Annotated in this window: 19 protein-coding genes; 10 read left to right on the top strand and 9 right to left on the bottom strand. The window is 59.1% G+C overall.

All coding sequences use genetic code 11. From position 1 onward, the window contains the following. The first annotated feature begins 110 nt into the window (after positions 1–110). Both ACYZTL_RS06220 and sthA read left to right on the top strand, forming a co-directional pair. Positions 111–1,136, top strand: coding sequence for an FAD:protein FMN transferase (locus tag ACYZTL_RS06220; RefSeq protein WP_461951033.1), 1,026 nt, complete (start codon positions 111–113; stop codon positions 1,134–1,136). 207 nt (positions 1,137–1,343) lie between these two features. Beyond that, positions 1,344–2,738: a Si-specific NAD(P)(+) transhydrogenase gene (gene sthA / locus ACYZTL_RS06215; RefSeq protein ID WP_461951032.1), complete on the top strand. Its 1,395-nt coding sequence runs from the start codon at positions 1,344–1,346 to the stop codon at positions 2,736–2,738. Positions 2,739–2,780: 42 nt separating this feature from the next. On the opposite strand, the gene ACYZTL_RS06210 is transcribed toward sthA, so the two are convergent. Beyond that, positions 2,781–3,503 carry a glycerophosphodiester phosphodiesterase gene (locus tag ACYZTL_RS06210; RefSeq protein WP_461951031.1) on the bottom strand — a complete coding sequence of 241 codons (723 nt, stop codon included), beginning with the start codon at positions 3,501–3,503 and terminating at the stop codon, positions 2,781–2,783. A gap of 14 nt (positions 3,504–3,517) precedes the next feature. Next, complete coding sequence (locus ACYZTL_RS06205; RefSeq protein WP_461951030.1) at positions 3,518–4,096, bottom strand: PilZ domain-containing protein; 579 nt, start codon at positions 4,094–4,096, stop codon at positions 3,518–3,520. A 94-nt stretch (positions 4,097–4,190) separates the two neighbouring features. Here ACYZTL_RS06205 and ACYZTL_RS06200 point away from each other — a divergent pair, with 94 nt between their 5' ends. From ACYZTL_RS06200 to ACYZTL_RS06190, 3 genes are all read left to right on the top strand, one after another. Further along, positions 4,191–5,441 (top strand): lipoprotein-releasing ABC transporter permease subunit, encoded by a 1,251-nt coding sequence (locus tag ACYZTL_RS06200; RefSeq protein WP_461951029.1) that lies wholly within the window; start codon positions 4,191–4,193, stop codon positions 5,439–5,441. Between the two features lie 7 nt (positions 5,442–5,448). Beyond that, a complete protein-coding gene (lolD, locus tag ACYZTL_RS06195) occupies positions 5,449–6,132 on the top strand; it encodes a lipoprotein-releasing ABC transporter ATP-binding protein LolD (RefSeq protein WP_461951028.1) in 684 nt (227 codons plus the stop codon). Between the two features lie 65 nt (positions 6,133–6,197). Further along, on the top strand, positions 6,198–7,442 hold the full coding sequence (locus ACYZTL_RS06190; protein WP_253439147.1) for a lipoprotein-releasing ABC transporter permease subunit: 1,245 nt from the start codon (positions 6,198–6,200) through the stop codon (positions 7,440–7,442). Between the two features lie 140 nt (positions 7,443–7,582). On the opposite strand, the gene ACYZTL_RS06185 is transcribed toward ACYZTL_RS06190, so the two are convergent. Further along, positions 7,583–8,932: a heavy metal sensor histidine kinase gene (locus ACYZTL_RS06185; RefSeq protein WP_461951027.1), complete on the bottom strand. Its 1,350-nt coding sequence runs from the start codon at positions 8,930–8,932 to the stop codon at positions 7,583–7,585. Next, a complete protein-coding gene (locus tag ACYZTL_RS06180; RefSeq protein ID WP_461951026.1) occupies positions 8,932–9,612 on the bottom strand; it encodes a heavy metal response regulator transcription factor in 681 nt (226 codons plus the stop codon). The genes ACYZTL_RS06185 and ACYZTL_RS06180 overlap by 1 nt, the downstream gene beginning before the upstream one ends. Positions 9,613–9,768: 156 nt before the next feature. Between ACYZTL_RS06180 and copI the strand changes: the two genes are divergently transcribed. Next, complete coding sequence (gene copI, locus ACYZTL_RS06175) at positions 9,769–10,290, top strand: copper-resistant cuproprotein CopI (RefSeq protein WP_461951025.1); 522 nt, start codon at positions 9,769–9,771, stop codon at positions 10,288–10,290. 61 nt (positions 10,291–10,351) lie between these two features. After that, positions 10,352–11,182: an NADPH-dependent 7-cyano-7-deazaguanine reductase QueF gene (gene queF, locus ACYZTL_RS06170; RefSeq protein WP_461951024.1), complete on the top strand. Its 831-nt coding sequence runs from the start codon at positions 10,352–10,354 to the stop codon at positions 11,180–11,182. Between the two features lie 164 nt (positions 11,183–11,346). On the opposite strand, the gene ACYZTL_RS06165 is transcribed toward queF, so the two are convergent. Continuing rightward, positions 11,347–11,610, bottom strand: a complete 264-nt coding sequence (locus ACYZTL_RS06165) for a DUF4404 family protein (RefSeq protein WP_438661901.1) — start codon at positions 11,608–11,610, stop codon at positions 11,347–11,349. A 109-nt stretch (positions 11,611–11,719) separates the two neighbouring features. Further along, a complete protein-coding gene (locus ACYZTL_RS06160; protein ID WP_461951023.1) occupies positions 11,720–12,340 on the bottom strand; it encodes an HAD family phosphatase in 621 nt (206 codons plus the stop codon). A gap of 200 nt (positions 12,341–12,540) precedes the next feature. Here ACYZTL_RS06160 and ACYZTL_RS06155 point away from each other — a divergent pair, with 200 nt between their 5' ends. After that, positions 12,541–13,230 carry an MlaA family lipoprotein gene (locus ACYZTL_RS06155; RefSeq protein ID WP_461951022.1) on the top strand — a complete coding sequence of 230 codons (690 nt, stop codon included), beginning with the start codon at positions 12,541–12,543 and terminating at the stop codon, positions 13,228–13,230. Positions 13,231–13,291: 61 nt separating this feature from the next. Here the strand turns inward: ACYZTL_RS06155 and ACYZTL_RS06150 are convergent, their stop codons facing one another. After that, on the bottom strand, positions 13,292–13,591 hold the full coding sequence (locus ACYZTL_RS06150) for a PilZ domain-containing protein (protein WP_461951021.1): 300 nt from the start codon (positions 13,589–13,591) through the stop codon (positions 13,292–13,294). A 276-nt stretch (positions 13,592–13,867) separates the two neighbouring features. Between ACYZTL_RS06150 and rssB the strand changes: the two genes are divergently transcribed. Both rssB and rssC read left to right on the top strand, forming a co-directional pair. Continuing rightward, entirely contained in the window at positions 13,868–15,049 is a 1,182-nt protein-coding gene (gene rssB, locus ACYZTL_RS06145; RefSeq protein ID WP_461951020.1) for a two-component system response regulator RssB, read from the top strand. Then, positions 15,049–15,531, top strand: a complete 483-nt coding sequence (rssC, locus tag ACYZTL_RS06140) for an anti-sigma factor antagonist RssC (RefSeq protein WP_007935262.1) — start codon at positions 15,049–15,051, stop codon at positions 15,529–15,531. The genes rssB and rssC overlap by 1 nt, the downstream gene beginning before the upstream one ends. Before the next feature lie 113 nt (positions 15,532–15,644). On the opposite strand, the gene tal is transcribed toward rssC, so the two are convergent. Both tal and dusA read right to left on the bottom strand, forming a co-directional pair. Next, positions 15,645–16,571 carry a transaldolase gene (gene tal, locus ACYZTL_RS06135; RefSeq protein WP_461951019.1) on the bottom strand — a complete coding sequence of 309 codons (927 nt, stop codon included), beginning with the start codon at positions 16,569–16,571 and terminating at the stop codon, positions 15,645–15,647. Between the two features lie 178 nt (positions 16,572–16,749). Next, positions 16,750–17,745, bottom strand: coding sequence for a tRNA dihydrouridine(20/20a) synthase DusA (gene dusA / locus ACYZTL_RS06130; protein ID WP_461951018.1), 996 nt, complete (start codon positions 17,743–17,745; stop codon positions 16,750–16,752). Between the last annotated feature and the right edge of the window lie 151 nt (positions 17,746–17,896).

Below are 17,896 nucleotides of genomic sequence, written 5' to 3'. Positions count from 1 at the left end.
TTCTCCAGACAGCGCGCGTCATCGTTCACGTCCATCGCGGGCAAGCCTCGCTCCTACAAAGGGGGCGTGCATAATGGCGGACTTCATTGTGTCAGGGGATTTGCCAGGAAATGTGGGATTTGTCGAGTAGGTGGCGGAGCATTTTTTGGGCGCTGCTCGGCATGTTGTCCGGCTGCGGCAGCGGCGACTCCATGGAAACCATCAGCGGCCCGACCATGGGCAGTACCTATTCGATCAAGTACCTGCGTCACGCCGATCTTCCCGCAGCCGCCGAGGTCCGCGTCGAGGTCGAAAAAATCCTCGCTGAAGTCGACCGGCAAATGTCGACCTACCGCAGCGATTCGGACATCGAACGTTTCAACGATCTTCCCGCCAACCGCTGTCAGAAAATGCCCGCGCCGGTCCTAGAATTAGTCCGCGTTGGAGAACAACTGTCGGAACAAAGCGAAGGCTCCTACGACCTGACGGTGGAACCGCTGCTCAACCTCTGGGGATTCGGACCTCAGGCGCGTGAGGAAAAAGTTCCCACTGCCCAAGCGCTGGCGACTGTGCGGCAGCGAGTCGGTTATCAACACCTGCGCATCCTAGGCGATCAGCTATGCAAGGACGCTGCCGTCGAAGTCGACTTCAACAGCATCGCTGCCGGCTACGCGGTCGACAGGATTGCCGTAAAACTCGAAGCCATGGGCATCCACAACTACCTCGCCGAAGCCACCGGAGAGCTCAAGGCGTCGGGCAAGAAACTCGACGGCACATCCTGGAAGATTGCGTTGGAGGAACCCCGCAACGATCAGCAAGTGGCTCAGCGCATCATCAATGTGGACGGCTACGGCGTGTCCACTTCCGGCGACTACCGCAACTATTTTCAACAGGATGGTCGGCGTTATTCCCACACCTTCGATGCCCGCACCGGTGCGCCGGTCTCACACACCCTGGCGTCAGTCACGGTGATTCATCCTTCAGCGTTGATGGCCGATGGCCTATCGACGCTGTTGCTGATTCTTGGTCCTGAACGGGGTTGGGACTATGCCGAAGCTCACAACATCGGCGCATTCTTTGTGATTCGTGCCGATACAGGTTTCGTCATACGAACCAATCAGGCTTTTGAACGCCTCAGTGGCGGCAAAACCGAATGATTGCTGCGATTTGCGCATTGAAGACTGGCGTTGTAGTGCAGGCAAAAGTAGCCTACGACGCGACCAAGGGTTAATGTGCGCGGCGTTGACGCTTCTATAGACTGTGTCCGGGTTCTGCACTGGCCCCAAATTGTTCCTTCACGCCACAGATTGGCGTGATTTAGCCGCAGGTGCCGAGGGCGCCGCGGCCTGTTCTGAGGAGTACGCATGGCTGTCTACAACTACGACGTGGTGGTGCTGGGTTCCGGCCCGGCGGGAGAAGGCGCGGCAATGAACGCCGCCAAAGCAGGGCGCAAGGTGGCGATGGTCGATAGCCGTCGCCAGGTCGGCGGCAACTGCACCCACCTGGGCACCATCCCGTCCAAGGCGCTGCGTCACTCGGTCCGGCAGATCATGCAGTTCAACACCAACCCGATGTTCCGGGCCATTGGTGAGCCGCGCTGGTTCTCGTTCCCGGACGTGCTGAAAAGCGCCGAGAAAGTCATTTCCAAACAAGTCGCTTCGCGTACCGGCTACTACGCCCGTAACCGCGTCGACGTGTTCTTCGGCACCGGCAGCTTCGCCGACGAGCAAACCGTCGAAGTGGTCTGCGCCAACGGCGTGGTCGAAAAACTGGTGGCCAAGCACATCATCATCGCCACCGGTTCGCGTCCTTATCGCCCGGCGGACATCGATTTCCACCACCCGCGTATTTACGATAGCGACACCATCCTCAGCCTCGGCCACACTCCGCGCAAACTCATCGTTTACGGCGCCGGCGTGATCGGTTGCGAATACGCCTCGATCTTCAGCGGTCTGGGCGTGCTGGTTGAACTGGTGGACAACCGTGGTCAGTTGCTGAGCTTCCTCGACTCGGAAATTTCCCAGGCGCTGAGCTACCACTTCAGCAACAACAACATTACGGTTCGCCACAACGAAGACTACGACCGTGTCGAAGGCGTGGACAACGGCGTGATCCTGCACCTCAAGTCCGGCAAGAAGATCAAGGCCGACGCCTTGCTCTGGTGCAACGGCCGGACCGGCAACACCGATCAACTGGGTCTGGAAAACATCGGCGTCAAGGTCAACAGCCGTGGCCAGATCGAAGTCGACGAAGCCTACCGCACCTGCGTACCGAACATTTACGGCGCCGGTGACGTGATCGGCTGGCCGAGCCTGGCCAGTGCCGCGCACGACCAGGGCCGTTCGGCTGCTGGCAGCATTGTCGATAACAACAGCTGGCGCTTTGTGAATGACGTGCCGACTGGCATCTACACCATTCCGGAAATCAGCTCGATCGGCAAGAACGAGCAGGAGCTGACTCAGGCCAAAGTGCCGTACGAAGTGGGCAAGGCGTTCTTCAAGAGCATGGCGCGTGCGCAGATCGCCGGCGAGCCTCAGGGCATGCTGAAGATCCTGTTCCACCGCGAGACGCTTGAAGTGCTGGGCGTTCACTGCTTCGGTTATCAGGCGTCGGAGATCGTGCACATCGGTCAGGCGATCATGAACCAGCCGGGCGAACAGAACACGCTGAAGTACTTCGTCAACACGACGTTCAACTACCCGACCATGGCCGAAGCCTATCGGGTAGCGGCGTACGATGGCCTCAACCGGCTTTTTTGAGCGGCTCCGGCCGGTGGCCTGAGCCGGCCGGGGAGACCGATTTCAGCAATTCTCGAGCGTGGCAGTGGCCAAACCGGGAAAGTCTGTAATCAGGCTGTCAACGCCGAAGTCGGCGAGTCTGCGCATCAGCGCGGGCTCGTTGACTGTCCACACCGACACATGCAGCCCCTGACGCTGTGCCTTCTGCAGGCGTTCCGGCGTACACAGGGTCCAGTTCAGCGCCAGAATCTCACAGCCATAGCTTTGCGCGACCTTCAGCGGGTCGAGCCAGGCGTATTCGGCCACCAGTCCGCGGGACACGTCCGGCACCAGATCCAAAGCAGCTTTCAACACTTCTCGCGAACTCGAGGTGATGGTGACTTTGTCGAGCATGCCGAAACGCTGAGCCATTTCGCGAATCGCCAGCACCGTGGTCGCAGCGCGGGTGCGTGAAGCGCTTTTGACTTCCAGCTGCCAGTGCTCGAAGTCGCATTGCTCGAACAATTCTTCCAGCGTCGGAATCGGGCACGGCTTGATCCAGCCCGGGCCGCCCGTGCGTGCGTCGTAGGTCACCAGCTCTGACGCCGAGTGCTCGACGACCTTGCCGCGCCGATCGGTGGTGCGCTTGAGCGTGGGGTCATGAATGACCATCAACTCGTTGTCCATGGACAGATGCAGGTCCAGCTCGCAGCGGCGCACGCCGTGCTTGAGGCATTGCTGAAAGCTGGTCAGGGTGTTTTCCGGTGCTTCGCCCTTGGCGCCGCGATGGCCGTAGATGAGGGTCACGGTTCTTCCTTAAATTAAATGCCTGATTCGGTTTCGCGGGCCAGACGTCGTTCCTGGGCCTGCTTCTGCAAGATGTAGCGGGCCAGCAGTTGGCGCTGGGCATCGGTCGGGCGTTCGAACTCGGTGCCGACGTCGTAGCCGTCGCCCTTGCGATCGCAATGGGTAACGCGCGCCCGCAGCAACAGGCCGAGGGCTTGCGGCATCAGCACCAGTTTCACCGACAGGTGCGTGCCCGTGGCGATAGCGGTCGGGTACTGGAAGGCGACGCCGCCCTCGGAAATGTTCACGGGCTGCGGCTCGCCGATCTGCCCGAGCACGGTGATGGCGACCACTTGGCTGAGCAGATCGATGCGTTTGTTCTGGGATTTCAGGAACGCCGCGAGGTTGCGGTCGCGCTCGCTGATCTGGCGCAACAGATGTTGCGATTCGAATTCGCTCAGGTGCAGTTCGCTGAGCAGGTTGAAGAGCGGGGAAGCATCCTGCAACACTTCCTGGCCTGCGGCTTCGGGAGCGGACAGGGGCCGAATTTCCAGTGCGATCATGTCCTCGATACGGTAGTATTCGCGGCGATCTTCTTCATCTAATGTCGACATGGCGAACCCATGGTAGCGGCGGTGGTCTGAGTGTAAAGCTGGTTATCGACCCCCGCCACAAGGACGTTCCTTTTCCCTCCGAACAAGCCCCGACATGTTCAGACCTCTCTTCGTATTTATTGGCACGCGTTATACCCGTGCAAAGCGTCGCAATCATTTTGTGTCGTTCATTTCCCTGACTTCGATGATCGGTCTTGCCCTCGGCGTGATCGTGATGATCGTGGTGCTGTCGGTCATGAACGGCTTCGATCATGAGATGCGCACCCGCGTGCTGGGCATGGTGCCCCACGCGACCATCGAGTCCGGCGAGCCGATCAGCGACTGGCAAGGCCTCGCCGCCAAGGTCAAGCAAAACCCTCAGGTGACAGCCGTTGCGCCGTTCACTCAGATGCAGGGGTTGCTGACCAATAACGGCAAGGTCTCCAAAGTGCTGCTCAATGCCATCGACCCGGCGCTGGAACGCCAGGTGTCGATCATTGACAAGTTCATGCTGCAGGGCAAACTCGACGACCTCGCACCCGGCAGTTTCGGCATCGTCATCGGCGACAAGGCGGCCGCCAAGCTCGGTGCGGCCATCGGCGACAAGCTGACCTTCGTCGCGCCGGAAGTCACCGTGACCCCGGCCGGCATGTTCCCGCGCATGAAGCGCTTTACCGTGGTCGGCATCTTCCATGTTGGCGCCGGTGAGATCGACGGCTACCTGGGCGTCACCAACCTGCAGGATCTGGCCAAATTGCACCGCTGGAAACCGGATCAGGTGCAGGGTATCCGCCTGAAGTTCGACGACTTGTTCCAGGCGCCGCGCACTGCGTGGAACATCGCCCAGCAACTCGGCGAAGACCATTTCTACGCCCGCGACTGGACCCGCACCCACGGCAATCTGTATCAGGCGATCCGCATGGAAAAAGCCATGATCGGTCTGCTGTTGCTGCTCATCGTTGCCGTGGCCGCGTTCAACATCATTTCCACGCTGGTGATGGTGGTGAACGACAAGAAGGGCGACATCGCGATTCTGCGTACCCTCGGCGCCACGCCGCGTTCGATCATGGCGATCTTCATGGTGCAGGGCACCGTCATTGGCGTGGTCGGCACGCTGATCGGCGCCGTGGTCGGGATCTTCGCGGCGCTGAACGTCAGCGCCGCGATTTCGGTTCTCGAAGGCCTGATCGGGCACAAGTTCCTGAACGCCGACGTGTACTTCATCGATTACCTGCCGTCGCAAGTGCAGAGCCAGGATGTGTTGATGGTTTGCGCCGCCGCGTTGGTCCTGAGTTTCCTCGCCACCCTGTATCCAGCCTGGCGTGCCGCGCGCACCCAGCCTGCGGAGGCGCTACGTTATGAGTGAGTCGGGCATGAGTGATAAAGCAATCTTGAGCTGCCGCAACCTGGGCAAATCCTACGAGGAAGGCCCGGAGTCGGTAGAGGTTCTGGCCGGTCTGCAACTGGAGCTGCATCCGGGTGAGCGCGTGGCGATTGTCGGCACCTCGGGTTCGGGCAAAAGTACTTTGCTCAACCTGCTGGGCGGTCTCGATACGCCGACCAAGGGCAGCGTCTGGCTTGATGGTGAAGAGCTGTCGGCACTCAGCGAGAAAAATCGCGGTTTGTTGCGCAATCGGTCGCTGGGTTTCGTTTACCAGTTCCACCACTTGCTGCCGGAATTCACCGCGCTGGAAAACGTCTGCATGCCGCTGCTGATCGGCAAGACCGCCATTGCGGAAGCGCGTCAGCGTGCGACGGCGTTGCTGGAGCGGGTAGGGCTGGGGCATCGCCTGGAGCACAAACCGGCGGAATTGTCCGGTGGCGAGCGTCAACGCGTGGCCATTGCCCGCGCCCTGGTGAACAAGCCTGGCCTGGTGATGCTCGACGAGCCGACCGGCAACCTCGACTCCCACACCGCTCAGGGCATTCAGGATTTGATGCTGGAACTCAGCACCTCGATGCGCACGGCGTTCCTGGTGGTGACCCACGACATGAACCTGGCTCGCCAGATGGATCGCGTCCTGCATTTGCAGGAAGGTTGCCTGACGCCCATCTGATTGACCGAAATCCGACGTACTGAACGGTACGCCGGGTCTTTTATTTTTATACGGTGCCCCAGCGAATGTTCAGACCGTTATCGATCTTTATCGGCACGCGCTATACCCGCGCCAAGCGCCGCAATCGCTTTGTTTCCTTCATCTCGATGACTTCGATGATCGGCCTCGCCCTAGGTGTGCTGGCGATGATCGTGGTGTTGTCGGTGATGAACGGCTTTCAGCGCGAAATGAGCTCGCGCATCCTCGGCATGGTGCCTCACGCGACCATCGTCGGCGTCAACCCGATCGATGATTGGCAGCCGGTTGCCGCCGCCGCGATGAAGAACCCGGAAGTGACCGCCGCCGTGCCGTTCACCGAAATGGAAGGCATGCTTTCCTATAAAGGTACGATGCAACCGATTCAGGTCAGCGGCGTCGATCCGGCGCTGGAAGGCAAGGTGTCGATTGTTGCCCAGCACATCGTCCAGGGTCGTCTCGATGCCTTGAAACCGGGCGAGTTCGGCGTGGTGATCGGCGAGATCACGGCGCGGCGTTTCCGCTTGAATGTCGGCGACAAGATCACCCTGATCGTACCGGAAGTCAGCAATGCACCGGGCGGGATTACCCCGCGCATGCAGCGTCTGAACGTGGTTGGCGTGTTCAAGGTGGGCGCTGAACTGGACGGTTCGATGGCGCTGATCCACGTTGCCGATGCCGCGCAGATGCAGCATTGGGAACCGAATCAGGTGCAGAGCGTGCGCCTGGCGGTGAAGGATCTGTATGCGGCACCGCAGGTTTCCAGCGATATCGCGGGCGGCTTGGGCACGGCTTACAAGGCTGACGACTGGACCCACACCCAGGGCAGCCTGTTCAGCGCGATGAAAATGGAAAAAACCATGATCGGCCTGTTGTTGCTGATGATCGTTGCGGTGGCGGCGTTCAACATCATCGCCACTCTGATCATGGTGGTGAACGACAAGGGCGCGGACATCGCGATCCTGCGCACCATCGGCGCCACGCCACGGCAGATCATGGCGATCTTCATGGTCCAGGGCACGGTGATCGGGGTGGTCGGCACTTTGATCGGCGGCGTGCTCGGCGTGATTGCCGCGCTGAACGTCAGTGAATTGGTGGGCTGGATGGAGCGGGTGAGCGGGCAGCACATCTTCAGTTCTGATGTGTATTTCGTCAGCAACCTGCCTTCGGAATTGCAGGGCGGGGATGTGTTGTTGATTTGCTCGGCGGGGTTTGTGTTGAGCTTCCTTGCCACGGTTTACCCGGCGTGGCGTGCGGCGAAAATCGAGCCGGCTCACGCGTTGCGGTATTCGTAAGCCGTTACACCGCTTTCGTCGGAACGCCGCCCGGAGCAAGCCCGCTCCCACATTAGATCTCCCATGAACACAGATAATGTGTACGACAAAGATCAAATGTGGGAGCGGGCTTGCTCGCGAAGGGGCCGGCTCTGCTGGCCTCAATCCCCCCTTGGCAACTCAATCACAAACCGCGTCCATCCGTTATCCGATTCACAACGAATCTGCCCACCATGGGCACGAATGATCGACTGGGTAATCGCCAATCCCAACCCCGCATGTTCACTGCTGCCTTCCTGACGCGCCGGATCCGCCCGATAGAAGCGATCAAACAAGCGCGGCAGTAATGTCCCGTCAATGCCTTCGCCGCTGTTCTCAACCGTCAGACTCAAACCTTCAGGCCGCTCGATAATCCGCACCCGGACCTCTCCATCGGCCGGCGTAAACCGCAACGCGTTATCCAGCAAATTCGAAAGCGCCCGCCGCAACATACTCTGATCGCCTTCCATGCGCGCATGACCTTCACGGCTCAACGTCACCCGAGCGTCCTCGGCCAGTGGCGCAAAAAACTCCAGCAACACATCCACTTCGTCCGCCAGTTCCAGCGGTTCGCGCTTGGGCATCAACAAACCATGGTCAGCCTTGGCCAGGTACAACATGTCGTTGACCAGTTGCGCCATCCATTGCAGTTCTCCGAGGTTGCTGTGTAGCGCTTCGCGGTAGTCCTCGATGGGCCGTGGGCGGGTGAGGGTGACTTGGGTGTGGGTCAGCAGGTTCGACAGCGGCGTGCGCAGTTCATGGGCGATGTCGGCAGAGAACGCAGAGAGTCGCTGAAAAGAGTCGTCGAGGCGTCCGAGCATGGCGTTGAAGTGGTGGGCCATTTCCGCGAGTTCAGGCGGCATGTCTTCTTCGGGCAGGCGAGCGTTGAGCGATTGCGCCGAAACACCGCGGGCGACCGCACTCATCCGTCGCAATGGACGCAACCCGCTGCGCGCCGCCCAGGCACCGAGCAACGCTGTGGCCAGGGCTGACAAACCCACGGTGAGCCAGATCAGGTGTTGCATGCGTTGCAGAAAGTGTTGGTGATGGGTGATGTCCAGCAGCAAGGTCAATTGCGGTGAATCAGGTTTGTCGACAAACAATGGCGCATTCAGGACGCGGTAGTCGTTGTCGTTGTCGTTGATGGTCGACAAGCCCGGCTTTTGCGGGAGTTTGTCAGGCAAGTGTGCCGAGCTGTCGTACCAGCGTTGGCCGTCGCTGCCGGTAATCCGCAGTGAAAAATCAGTCTGTCGACTCAATTCATCCACCAGTTTGACGTCGCTTTCACTCGACTGAAGATCGTGAAGCGCCCGACGTAAACCAATCAACTTGCCGTCCAGCAACTGCTGATCCAGTTCAACAAAATGCGCCTCGCTGGCGCGACTGAACAACACCCCGGCGAACAACGAAACCACGGCGGTGCAGGCGGCAAACAGCAGTGCCAGGCGGCTGCTCAAGGACAGTCGGCGCATCAGGCAGGACGCTCTTCAAGGACATAACCCATGCCGCGCACGGTGTGGATCAGCTTGTTCGGGAACTCGTCGTCGATCTTCAGGCGCAAACGACGGATCGCCACTTCGATGACATTGGTGTCGCTGTCGAAATTCATGTCCCAGACCTGGGAAGCGATCAGCGACTTGGGCAGTACTTCGCCTTGACGGCGCAGGAGCATTTCCAGCAGGGAGAACTCCTTGGCGGTCAGGTCGATACGTTGACCGCTGCGTTCGACCCGGCGGCGGATCAAATCCAGGCGCAAATCGGCCAGTTGCAGGCTGGTTTCCTGAGGCGGGGCGCTGCCTCGACGCAACAGGCTGCGGACCCGGGCCAACAGTTCGGAGAAGGCGAAAGGCTTGACCAGGTAATCGTCGGCGCCGAGTTCGAGGCCGTGGACCCTGTCCTCTACCGCGTCTCGTGCTGTCAGAAAAAGTACCGGCGTATCGAGGCCGGCGCTGCGCACGGCTTGGAGGATTTGCCAGCCATCGCGCCCGGGAAGCATCACATCGAGGATTAACAGTGCATATTCACCACTCAGCGCCAATTGCTGGCCGGTGCTGCCGTCGGCCACCAGGTCGGTGTTGAACCCGGCCTCGGCCAGGCCCTGGCGCAAGTAGTGGCCGGTTTTTGGTTGGTCTTCGACGATCAGCAGTTTCATGGGCGACTCGGGGGCAAATGGAACGAACGCTTTATACCGTGGGCAGCGGCAGTGCAGGCCAACCTGACAAAGTTGTAATCTGGCCGTCAGGTTGTGGGCAGTGGCTGCAGTTTAAAGTTTTCCACACGCTGAACCTTATCTTGTTGGAGTACGACTATGTTTTTGCGCAAACCTCTGGTGCTAGCCGCGTGTTTGCTGGTGCTGAGCTCGCCAGCGTGGGCATCGCCGGCACACACCTACGACTTCGGGCAACCGGCCGCGGCTGCCAAGGCGACCCGCAGTGTCGAAGTGGTGATGAGCGACATGTCGTTCACCCCCAAGGCCATCGATATCAAGTCCGGTGAGACGGTTCGTTTTGTGCTGGTGAACAAAGGCCAGTTGTTGCACGAATTCAACCTCGGCGATGCGACGATGCATGCAAAACATCAGCAGGAAATGATGAAAATGCAGCAGAGCGGCATGTTGACGCCTACAGGCGTGAAGGAAATGGGCCACGGCGCGATGCCCGGAATGGATCATGGTATGAAACACGACGACCCCAATAGCGTGCTGGTCGAGCCGGGTAAAACCGCCGAATTGACCTGGACCTTCACCAAGGCCACCAGCCTGGAATTTGCCTGCAATATTCCCGTCCATTATCAGGCCGGCATGGTCGGCAAGTTGACTGTCAGTCAGTAAGCACTCAAAGGCGGGCGCAAAGGCTGGTAGAATCCGCTGATTCTTCAGTCAGGTTTCCGCCATGCATCCCGCAGCCGAACACTCGCCGCTGGGCAAATCCAGCGAATACATCGCCACTTATACGCCGTCCTTGCTGTTCCCGATCCCGCGCACCGCAAAATGGGCCGAACTGGGCCTGACGGCTGAAACCCTGCCGTACAAGGGCGTGGATTTCTGGAATTGCTTCGAGCTGTCGTGGCTGTTGCCGTCCGGCAAGCCTGTAGTGGCAATCGGCGAATTCAGCATCCCGGCGGATTCGCCGAACATCATCGAATCCAAGTCGTTCAAGCTGTACCTGAACTCGCTGAACCAGACGCCGTTTGCCGACATCGCGAGCCTTGAAGCGACGCTGGCGAAAGACTTGTCCGCCGCGGCTGGTAAATCGGTTGGCGTGCGGATTCGCAGCCTGAAAGACGTTGAAGCCGAAGGCGTCGTGGCGCTGCCGGGCGTGTGCATCGATGATCTGGACATCAGCGTCAGCAACTACGAGCATCCGCGTCCGGAACTGCTACGTTGCGACGAGTCACGCATTGTCGAGGAGAGCGTGCACAGTCATTTGCTCAAATCCAACTGCCCGGTGACCAGCCAGCCGGACTGGGGCAGCGTGGCGGTGGAATACCGTGGCGCGACGCTGGATCATGCGAGTTTGCTGGAATATATCGTGAGCTTCCGCCAGCACTCAGACTTCCATGAACAGTGCGTGGAGCGGATTTTCCTCGACCTGCAACGGTTGCTGAAGCCGGAGAAACTGACGGTGTACGCGCGGTATGTGCGTCGTGGCGGGTTGGACATCAATCCGTATCGCAGCACTGAAGAAGTGCAGCTGCCGAACCACCGCCTGGTCCGTCAATAAAGATTACTGTAGGAGCGAGCTTGCTCGCGATGGAGTGTCAGCTGCATTGGTGTCGACTGACACACCATCGCGAGCAAGCTCGCTCCTACAAGGGAATGCGTTGCAAATCGCAGATATGAAAAAGCCCCGCCATCACTAGCGGGGCTTTTTTGTATCCGGTGGCTTCAGATCCCCATATTGCCCAAGGCCTGCACGATGTTACGCAGAGTGCCGGCGAGGGTCGGGTGTTCGATTTCGAAGCGCTCTACGGCCAGGTTCACATTGTCGGACAGGCTGGAGTCCTGGGTTTTGGTTTCCAGTTCAAGCTCAAGTTCGATCTGTTGCATCAGCGCGTGGAGGTCTTCGCGCTCTGCTTCGGTCAGCGGCGGATTCTGTTCCAGTTGCTCGCGCAGAGTATTGAGCTGTTGTTGCAGTTCGCGGGCAGGCATGGCGTTCTTCCTTTTATCGATAGGCACTGGCATAGACCGCGGCAGCGCGCCAAAAGTCTATGGCTGACCTTTAGATTAATCCACTCGCGCACAACCTGCATGATCTCGGTCAGGGCTTTTCGCCCTTCAAGCGGCGCAGGCTGATGTCGGCCAGACAGGTGTCGAGTTCACCTAGGTGATCGATCACCGAATGCACGCCCAGGCTGAACAACTGCACCGTTGCCTTGCCGCGCAGATGTTCACGTTCCTTTTGGCTCAAGGCTTGCCATTCGCTGGGCGCCAGCCCGCAGAGCGAGCCGCAGGAGGCCAGGCCAATCGTCCACAACCCGGCATTCAGGCCCGACTGCAGCAATCGCGGTTCGCCGCTGACCAGCACGCAACCATCCAGGCGCTCGACATTCAGTGCCATCAAGGCTTGCCAGCACGCATTCGGCGCGGGCCAAGGATTGATTGTTGCGGGGTGTTGCGAAGGTTTGATCCATTCCGGCAGAGCGGCCGCCAGGGAATGGCTGAGGGCAGGGGCGAGCTCATCGAGCCAGGCGCAGGGAATCTGCTGACGTTGCAAGCTGTGCAAACTGTCCAGGGCACCCGGCGTGACCTCGGCGTGCTCGGCAGAGTGGGTGTCGTGCTGGCGCGTGCGGGCGCCGAAATCCACCAGGCAACCGCTGAGGCCGAACAGGACGGCGGTCAGACCGGGTGCGGCGAGGGGCAAGGTTTCGGCGTGCGGCATATCGACGTCCCTGAAATAGCGACAAGGTTATGCGTTGCCGGTGACAGTTGAGTGACATTGATGTGAATCGCTCACAGTCAGGGCGAATCATCCGTAGTCCATCGCGCACGATGCTGCCTTAAGCGGCTTTTCCGTCTTATACTAGCGAGCTTAATGCCCGGGCCAAGACGCTCGCGTCAGTACAATCCAAGGAGTTTTCTATGCGCTGGAGCAATCATCTAGCTCAGCTTTGTGTGTGCGCCAGTGTGTTACTGGCTCCGTTGGTTGCTCAGGCAGCCTCGGAAGACGACCCTTGGGAAAGCATCAACCGTCCGATTTACAAATTCAACGATGTGGTCGACACCTATGCGCTGAAGCCGTTGGCGCAGGGCTACCAGTTCGTTACCCCGCAGTTTCTCGAAGACGGCATCCACAACATGTTCCGCAACGTCGGTGATGTCACCAACCTTGCCAACAACATCTTGCAGGCCAAACCGGCCGCCGCCGGGACCGATACCGCGCGCCTGATCTTCAACACCACCTTCGGCGTGCTGGGCTTCTTCGATGTGGGCACTAAAATGGGCCTGAACCGTAGCGACGAAGACTTCGGTCAGACGCTGGGCTACTGGGGCGTAGGAAGCGGTCCGTACGTGATGCTGCCGTTGCTGGGCCCAAGCACGCTGCGTGACGCTCCGGCGAAGTACGTCGATGGCTACACCGGCCCATACCCGTACATTCACGATGTGCCGGTGCGTAATTCGATCTTCGGCCTGAACATCGTCGACACCCGTGCCAGCCTGCTGTCCGCCGAGAAGCTGATCAGCGGCGACAAGTACACCTTCATCCGCAATGCGTACTTGCAGAATCGCGAATTCAAAGTCAAAGACGGTCAGGTCGAAGACGATTTCTAATCTCGACCGGTAAAACGAAGAAGGCGGCCCATTGGCCGCCTTCTTTGGTACTGGATCCCGGTTATTTCATCTTCAAGATTGTAAGGCCGAGTTTCTGGCTGCCACCATCCTGTTCTTTCACCCACACCACTTCGGTGTCGGCCTCAAGGCCTTTGAGTGCAGAGTGATCGGAATCGATCCGCACGCTGAGGCGGTCACCCACCTTGAACAAACGAGATGCCTCAACCTGCATGCCGCTGCTGGAAAGGTCGATACAGACGGCTGCAACCTCGTCTCCTTCATGAATCAGCGCCACATCGGCATCGACCCGCATTCGGATGAAATCACGCTTTTCGCTGTAGTCCCGATCGGTTTGGCTCATGGGCTTCGTCCTTCCATTGAGTTACGGTTTTGCCTGTTCTTATAACTCCCGGTGATTTGACAAGTAAAGACGTCAAGCGACCATCGGCGTGAGCTTGAAACGACCCGCGGATGGGAGTACCGTCTGCGCCTTAGAAGGGCACCTCTGGTGTGCCGGTGAATAGGGTGAATGCCCGAAAGCGGTGCAACAGAGAGGCTAGAAAGCAAATCCAGTAGTGTGAGTCGGGACAGAACCCCAGCCTGCTACGCCAACCTAATTCTGGCGCCGTTTGCCCACATGCCAAAAACCAGTGCCACGCTGCTGATAATCGATGATGACGAAGTAGTGCGCGCGAGCCTCGCCGCCTATTTGGAAGACAGTGGTTTCAGCGTCCTGCAGGCCAGCAATGGCCAGCAGGGCCTTCAGGTATTCGAGCAAGACAAGCCCGACTTGGTCATCTGCGATCTGCGCATGCCGCAGATGGGCGGACTCGAACTCATCCGCCAGGTCACCGAGCGGTCACCGCAAACCCCAGTGATTGTGGTATCGGGTGCCGGCGTGATGAACGACGCGGTCGAGGCCCTGCGCCTGGGCGCGGCGGACTACCTGATCAAGCCTCTCGAAGATCTGGCTGTGCTCGAGCACTCTGTGCGCCGGGCCCTGGATCGCGCGCGGCTGCTGCTGGAAAACCAGCGCTACCGCGATAAACTGGAAAAGGCCAACCGCGAGCTCGAAGCCAGCCTGAACCTGCTTCAGGAAGACCAGAATGCCGGTCGCCAGGTGCAGATGAACATGCTGCCGGTCAGTCCCTGGACCATCGACGAGTTCCAGTTTGCCCACCAGATCATCCCGTCGCTGTACCTGTCGGGTGATTTCGTCGATTATTTTCGGGTCGACGAGCGTCGGGTAGCGTTCTACCTGGCGGATGTTTCCGGTCATGGCGCCTCTTCGGCGTTCGTCACCGTGCTGCTGAAATTCATGACCACGCGCTTGCTGTTCGAATCCAAGCGCAGCGGCACATTGCCGGAATTCAAGCCATCAGAGGTCCTTGGTCATATCAACCGGGGTCTGATCAGTTGTAAGCTGGGTAAACACGTCACAATGGTCGGTGGAGTCATCGACGAGGAGACAGGTTTGTTGACCTATAGCATCGGCGGTCATTTGCCGTTGCCTGTGTTGTACACACCAGACAGTGTGCGTTATCTGGAAGGGCGTGGTCTGCCGGTGGGTCTCTTCAATGAAGCCACCTACGAAGACCACGTGCTGGAACTGCCGCCGACGTTCAGCCTGACGCTGATGTCTGATGGCATTCTGGACCTTTTGCCAGAACCTACACTCAAAGAAAAAGAAGCGGCTTTGCCCCAGCGGGTCAAAGCAGCGGGCGGCACCCTGGATGGGCTGCGGCAGGTTTTTGGATTGGCCACGCTAGGGGAGATGCCGGATGATATCGCCCTGTTGGTGTTGAGCAGGAATCTTTAATGAGTACCGGTAGAATCCAGTTCGCCGAGCAGGACGGCACCTTCGTCCTGAAGTTCGTCGGTGAAGTTCGCCTGACCCTGTGTTCGGCGTTGGATGCGACTATTGAGCGGATCTTCACGGCGTTGAACTTCAACGCGATCGTGATCGATCTGACCGAAACCCGCAGCATCGACAGCACCACCCTTGGCCTGCTGGCCAAACTGTCGATCCTGTCGCGGCAAAAGGTCGGCCTGCTGCCGACCGTCGTCACCACCCACGAAGACATCACCCGTCTGCTGCAGTCCATGGGCTTCGAGCAAGTGTTCAACATCGTTGACCGCCCGATTCCGTGCCCTGAATGCCTGACTGATCTGCCAGACCAGGATCAGTCCGAAGAAGTGGTGCGGATCAAAGTGCTCGAAGCGCACAAGATCCTCATGGGGCTGAACGATTCCAATCGTGAAGCGTTTCATGATCTGGTGAATGCGTTAGAGCGTCACTGATCCCCTGTGGCGAGGGAGCTTGCTCCCGCTGGGCTGCGCAGCAGCCCCAAATCAACGCATAAAAAAGGGCGAACCCATCAAGGTTCGCCCTTTTTGCATTGCGCTGAACTAGATCACAGCTTGGCTTGCAACAGCGCCTCAAGCTTCTCCTGATCCCGAGCAAACTGACGAATCCCCTCAGCCAGTTTCTCGGTTGCCATCGCATCTTCGTTGGACAACCAACGGAACTGCGCTTCATTCAGGCTCAAGCGCGCCTCACCGGCATGACCCGGCGCCAGTTTACGCTCCAGTTTGCCAGTGTCTGCCGCCAGCTTGTCGATCAAGTCAGGGCTGATGGTCAAACGGTCGCAACCGGCCAACTGCTCGATCTGATTCAGATTGCGGAAGCTCGCACCCATGACCACGGTCTTGTAGTCATTGGCCTTGTAGTAGTTGTAGATGCGCGTCACCGACTGCACGCCCGGATCATCCGCGCCGGTGTAGTCGTTGCCGTTGGCCTTCTTGTACCAGTCGTAGATACGGCCTACAAACGGCGAAATCAGGAACACACCCGCATCGGCACACGCCGCTGCTTGGGCGAAGGAGAACAGCAATGTCAGGTTGGTCTGGATGCCTTCTTTTTCCAGAGTCTCGGCAGCGCGGATACCTTCCCAGGTAGAAGCGATCTTGATCAGCACGCGGTCGCGGCCAATGCCGGCATTGTCGTACAGCTCGATCAGACGGTGCGCACGCTTCAACACGGCGTCAGCGTCAAACGACAGTCGCGCATCCACTTCAGTGGAAATACGGCCAGGAATCACCTTCAGAATCTCTTGCCCCACCGCAACGCCAAAACGGTCACTGGCCAGGCCCACATCGCCCTTGCAGTCACTGACGCAAGCGTTCAGCAACTCGGCATAACCGGGAATGGCCGCCGCTTTGAGCAGCAGGGAAGGGTTGGTGGTAGCGTCCACCGGTTTAACGCGAGCGATCGCTTCGAAGTCGCCGGTGTCGGCAACCACGGTAGTCATTTGTTTGAGTTGTTCCAGCTTGGAAGTCATGGGCGTGCTCTGTCCTATGGATCTAATGACATTACCCGAGCGCTGACAGCCACTCAAGGGCGCATGTACGTATCGAAGGCCCCAGCGGCAACAACCTGAAAACGGCTGTTTGAATGGCGGGGCGCGGTGTCCGTAAATACGATGCCAAATCCGGGCGCAGGTTCAACCCGGGTGACCGTTAGCGCCCTTCAAGCAACTCCGCCGCCTGATCCAGCAACACCAAAGGCTCCTTGGCCTTATGAATATCCACCGACAACAACTGCCGAAACTTGCGCGCTCCCGGAAACCCGGTGCCCAGCCCCAGCACATGCCGGGTGATGTGATGCATCGAACCACCCGCATCAATATGCGCGGCAATATAAGGCCGCAACTGCGCCAGCGCCTCCGCGCGGCTGATCACCGGCGCCGTGCTGCCGAACAGTTGCTGATCCACCTCAGCCATCACATAAGGATTGTGATACGCCTCACGGCCCAGCATCACGCCGTCAAACGTCTGCAAATGCTCGTGACAGGCCTCCAGCGTCTTGATCCCGCCGTTGAGAATGATTTCCAACTCCGGAAAATCCGCCTTCAACCGTGCCGCCACGTCATAGCGCAGGGGCGGAATGTCGCGGTTCTCCTTCGGCGACAACCCCTCCAGAATCGCAATCCGCGCATGCACCGTAAAGCTCGTGCACCCGGCATCCCGAACCGTGCCGACGAAATTACACAACTCTTCGTAACTGTCTCGCCCATTAATCCCGATGCGGTGCTTCACCGTTACCGGAATCGACACCGCATCGCGCATCGCCTTCACGCAATCAGCCACCAACTGCGGATGCCCCATCAGCACCGCGCCGATCATATTGTTCTGCACCCGATCACTCGGGCAGCCGACATTCAGATTCACCTCGTCGTAACCGTGCTCCTGGGCCATGCGCGCGCACGCGGCCAAGTCCAGCGGAACACTGCCGCCGAGTTGCAGGGCGAGAGGGTGTTCGGCTTCGTTGTGGCGCAGGAAACGGTCGTGATCGCCGTTGAGGAGCGCGCCGGTGGTGACCATTTCGGTGTAGAGGAGGGCGTGCTTGGAGAGCAGGCGCAGGAAGAAACGGCAGTGGCGGTCTGTCCAATCCATCATCGGGGCGACGGAGAAGCGGCGGGAGAGTGGGGCGGGTTCGACGGTGATTGGATGCATTGGGGATCTGAAATCGATGAGGCTGGGAGATGGGGAAGTTTATCAGGATTGGTCTTGCCGGGCTTCGGCGCTTGCAGACCGCACAAGGTTGAGTGCATCACGAAATCGAAATAGCTGAACCAAAGCTGTCACCCAATCAAGTTTCATAATG

It is taken from the genome of Pseudomonas sp. LB3P81, assembly GCF_054897965.1.
Note: the sequence above shows the minus strand (reverse complement) of the source record. Positions and strands in the feature narration are given on the sequence as shown.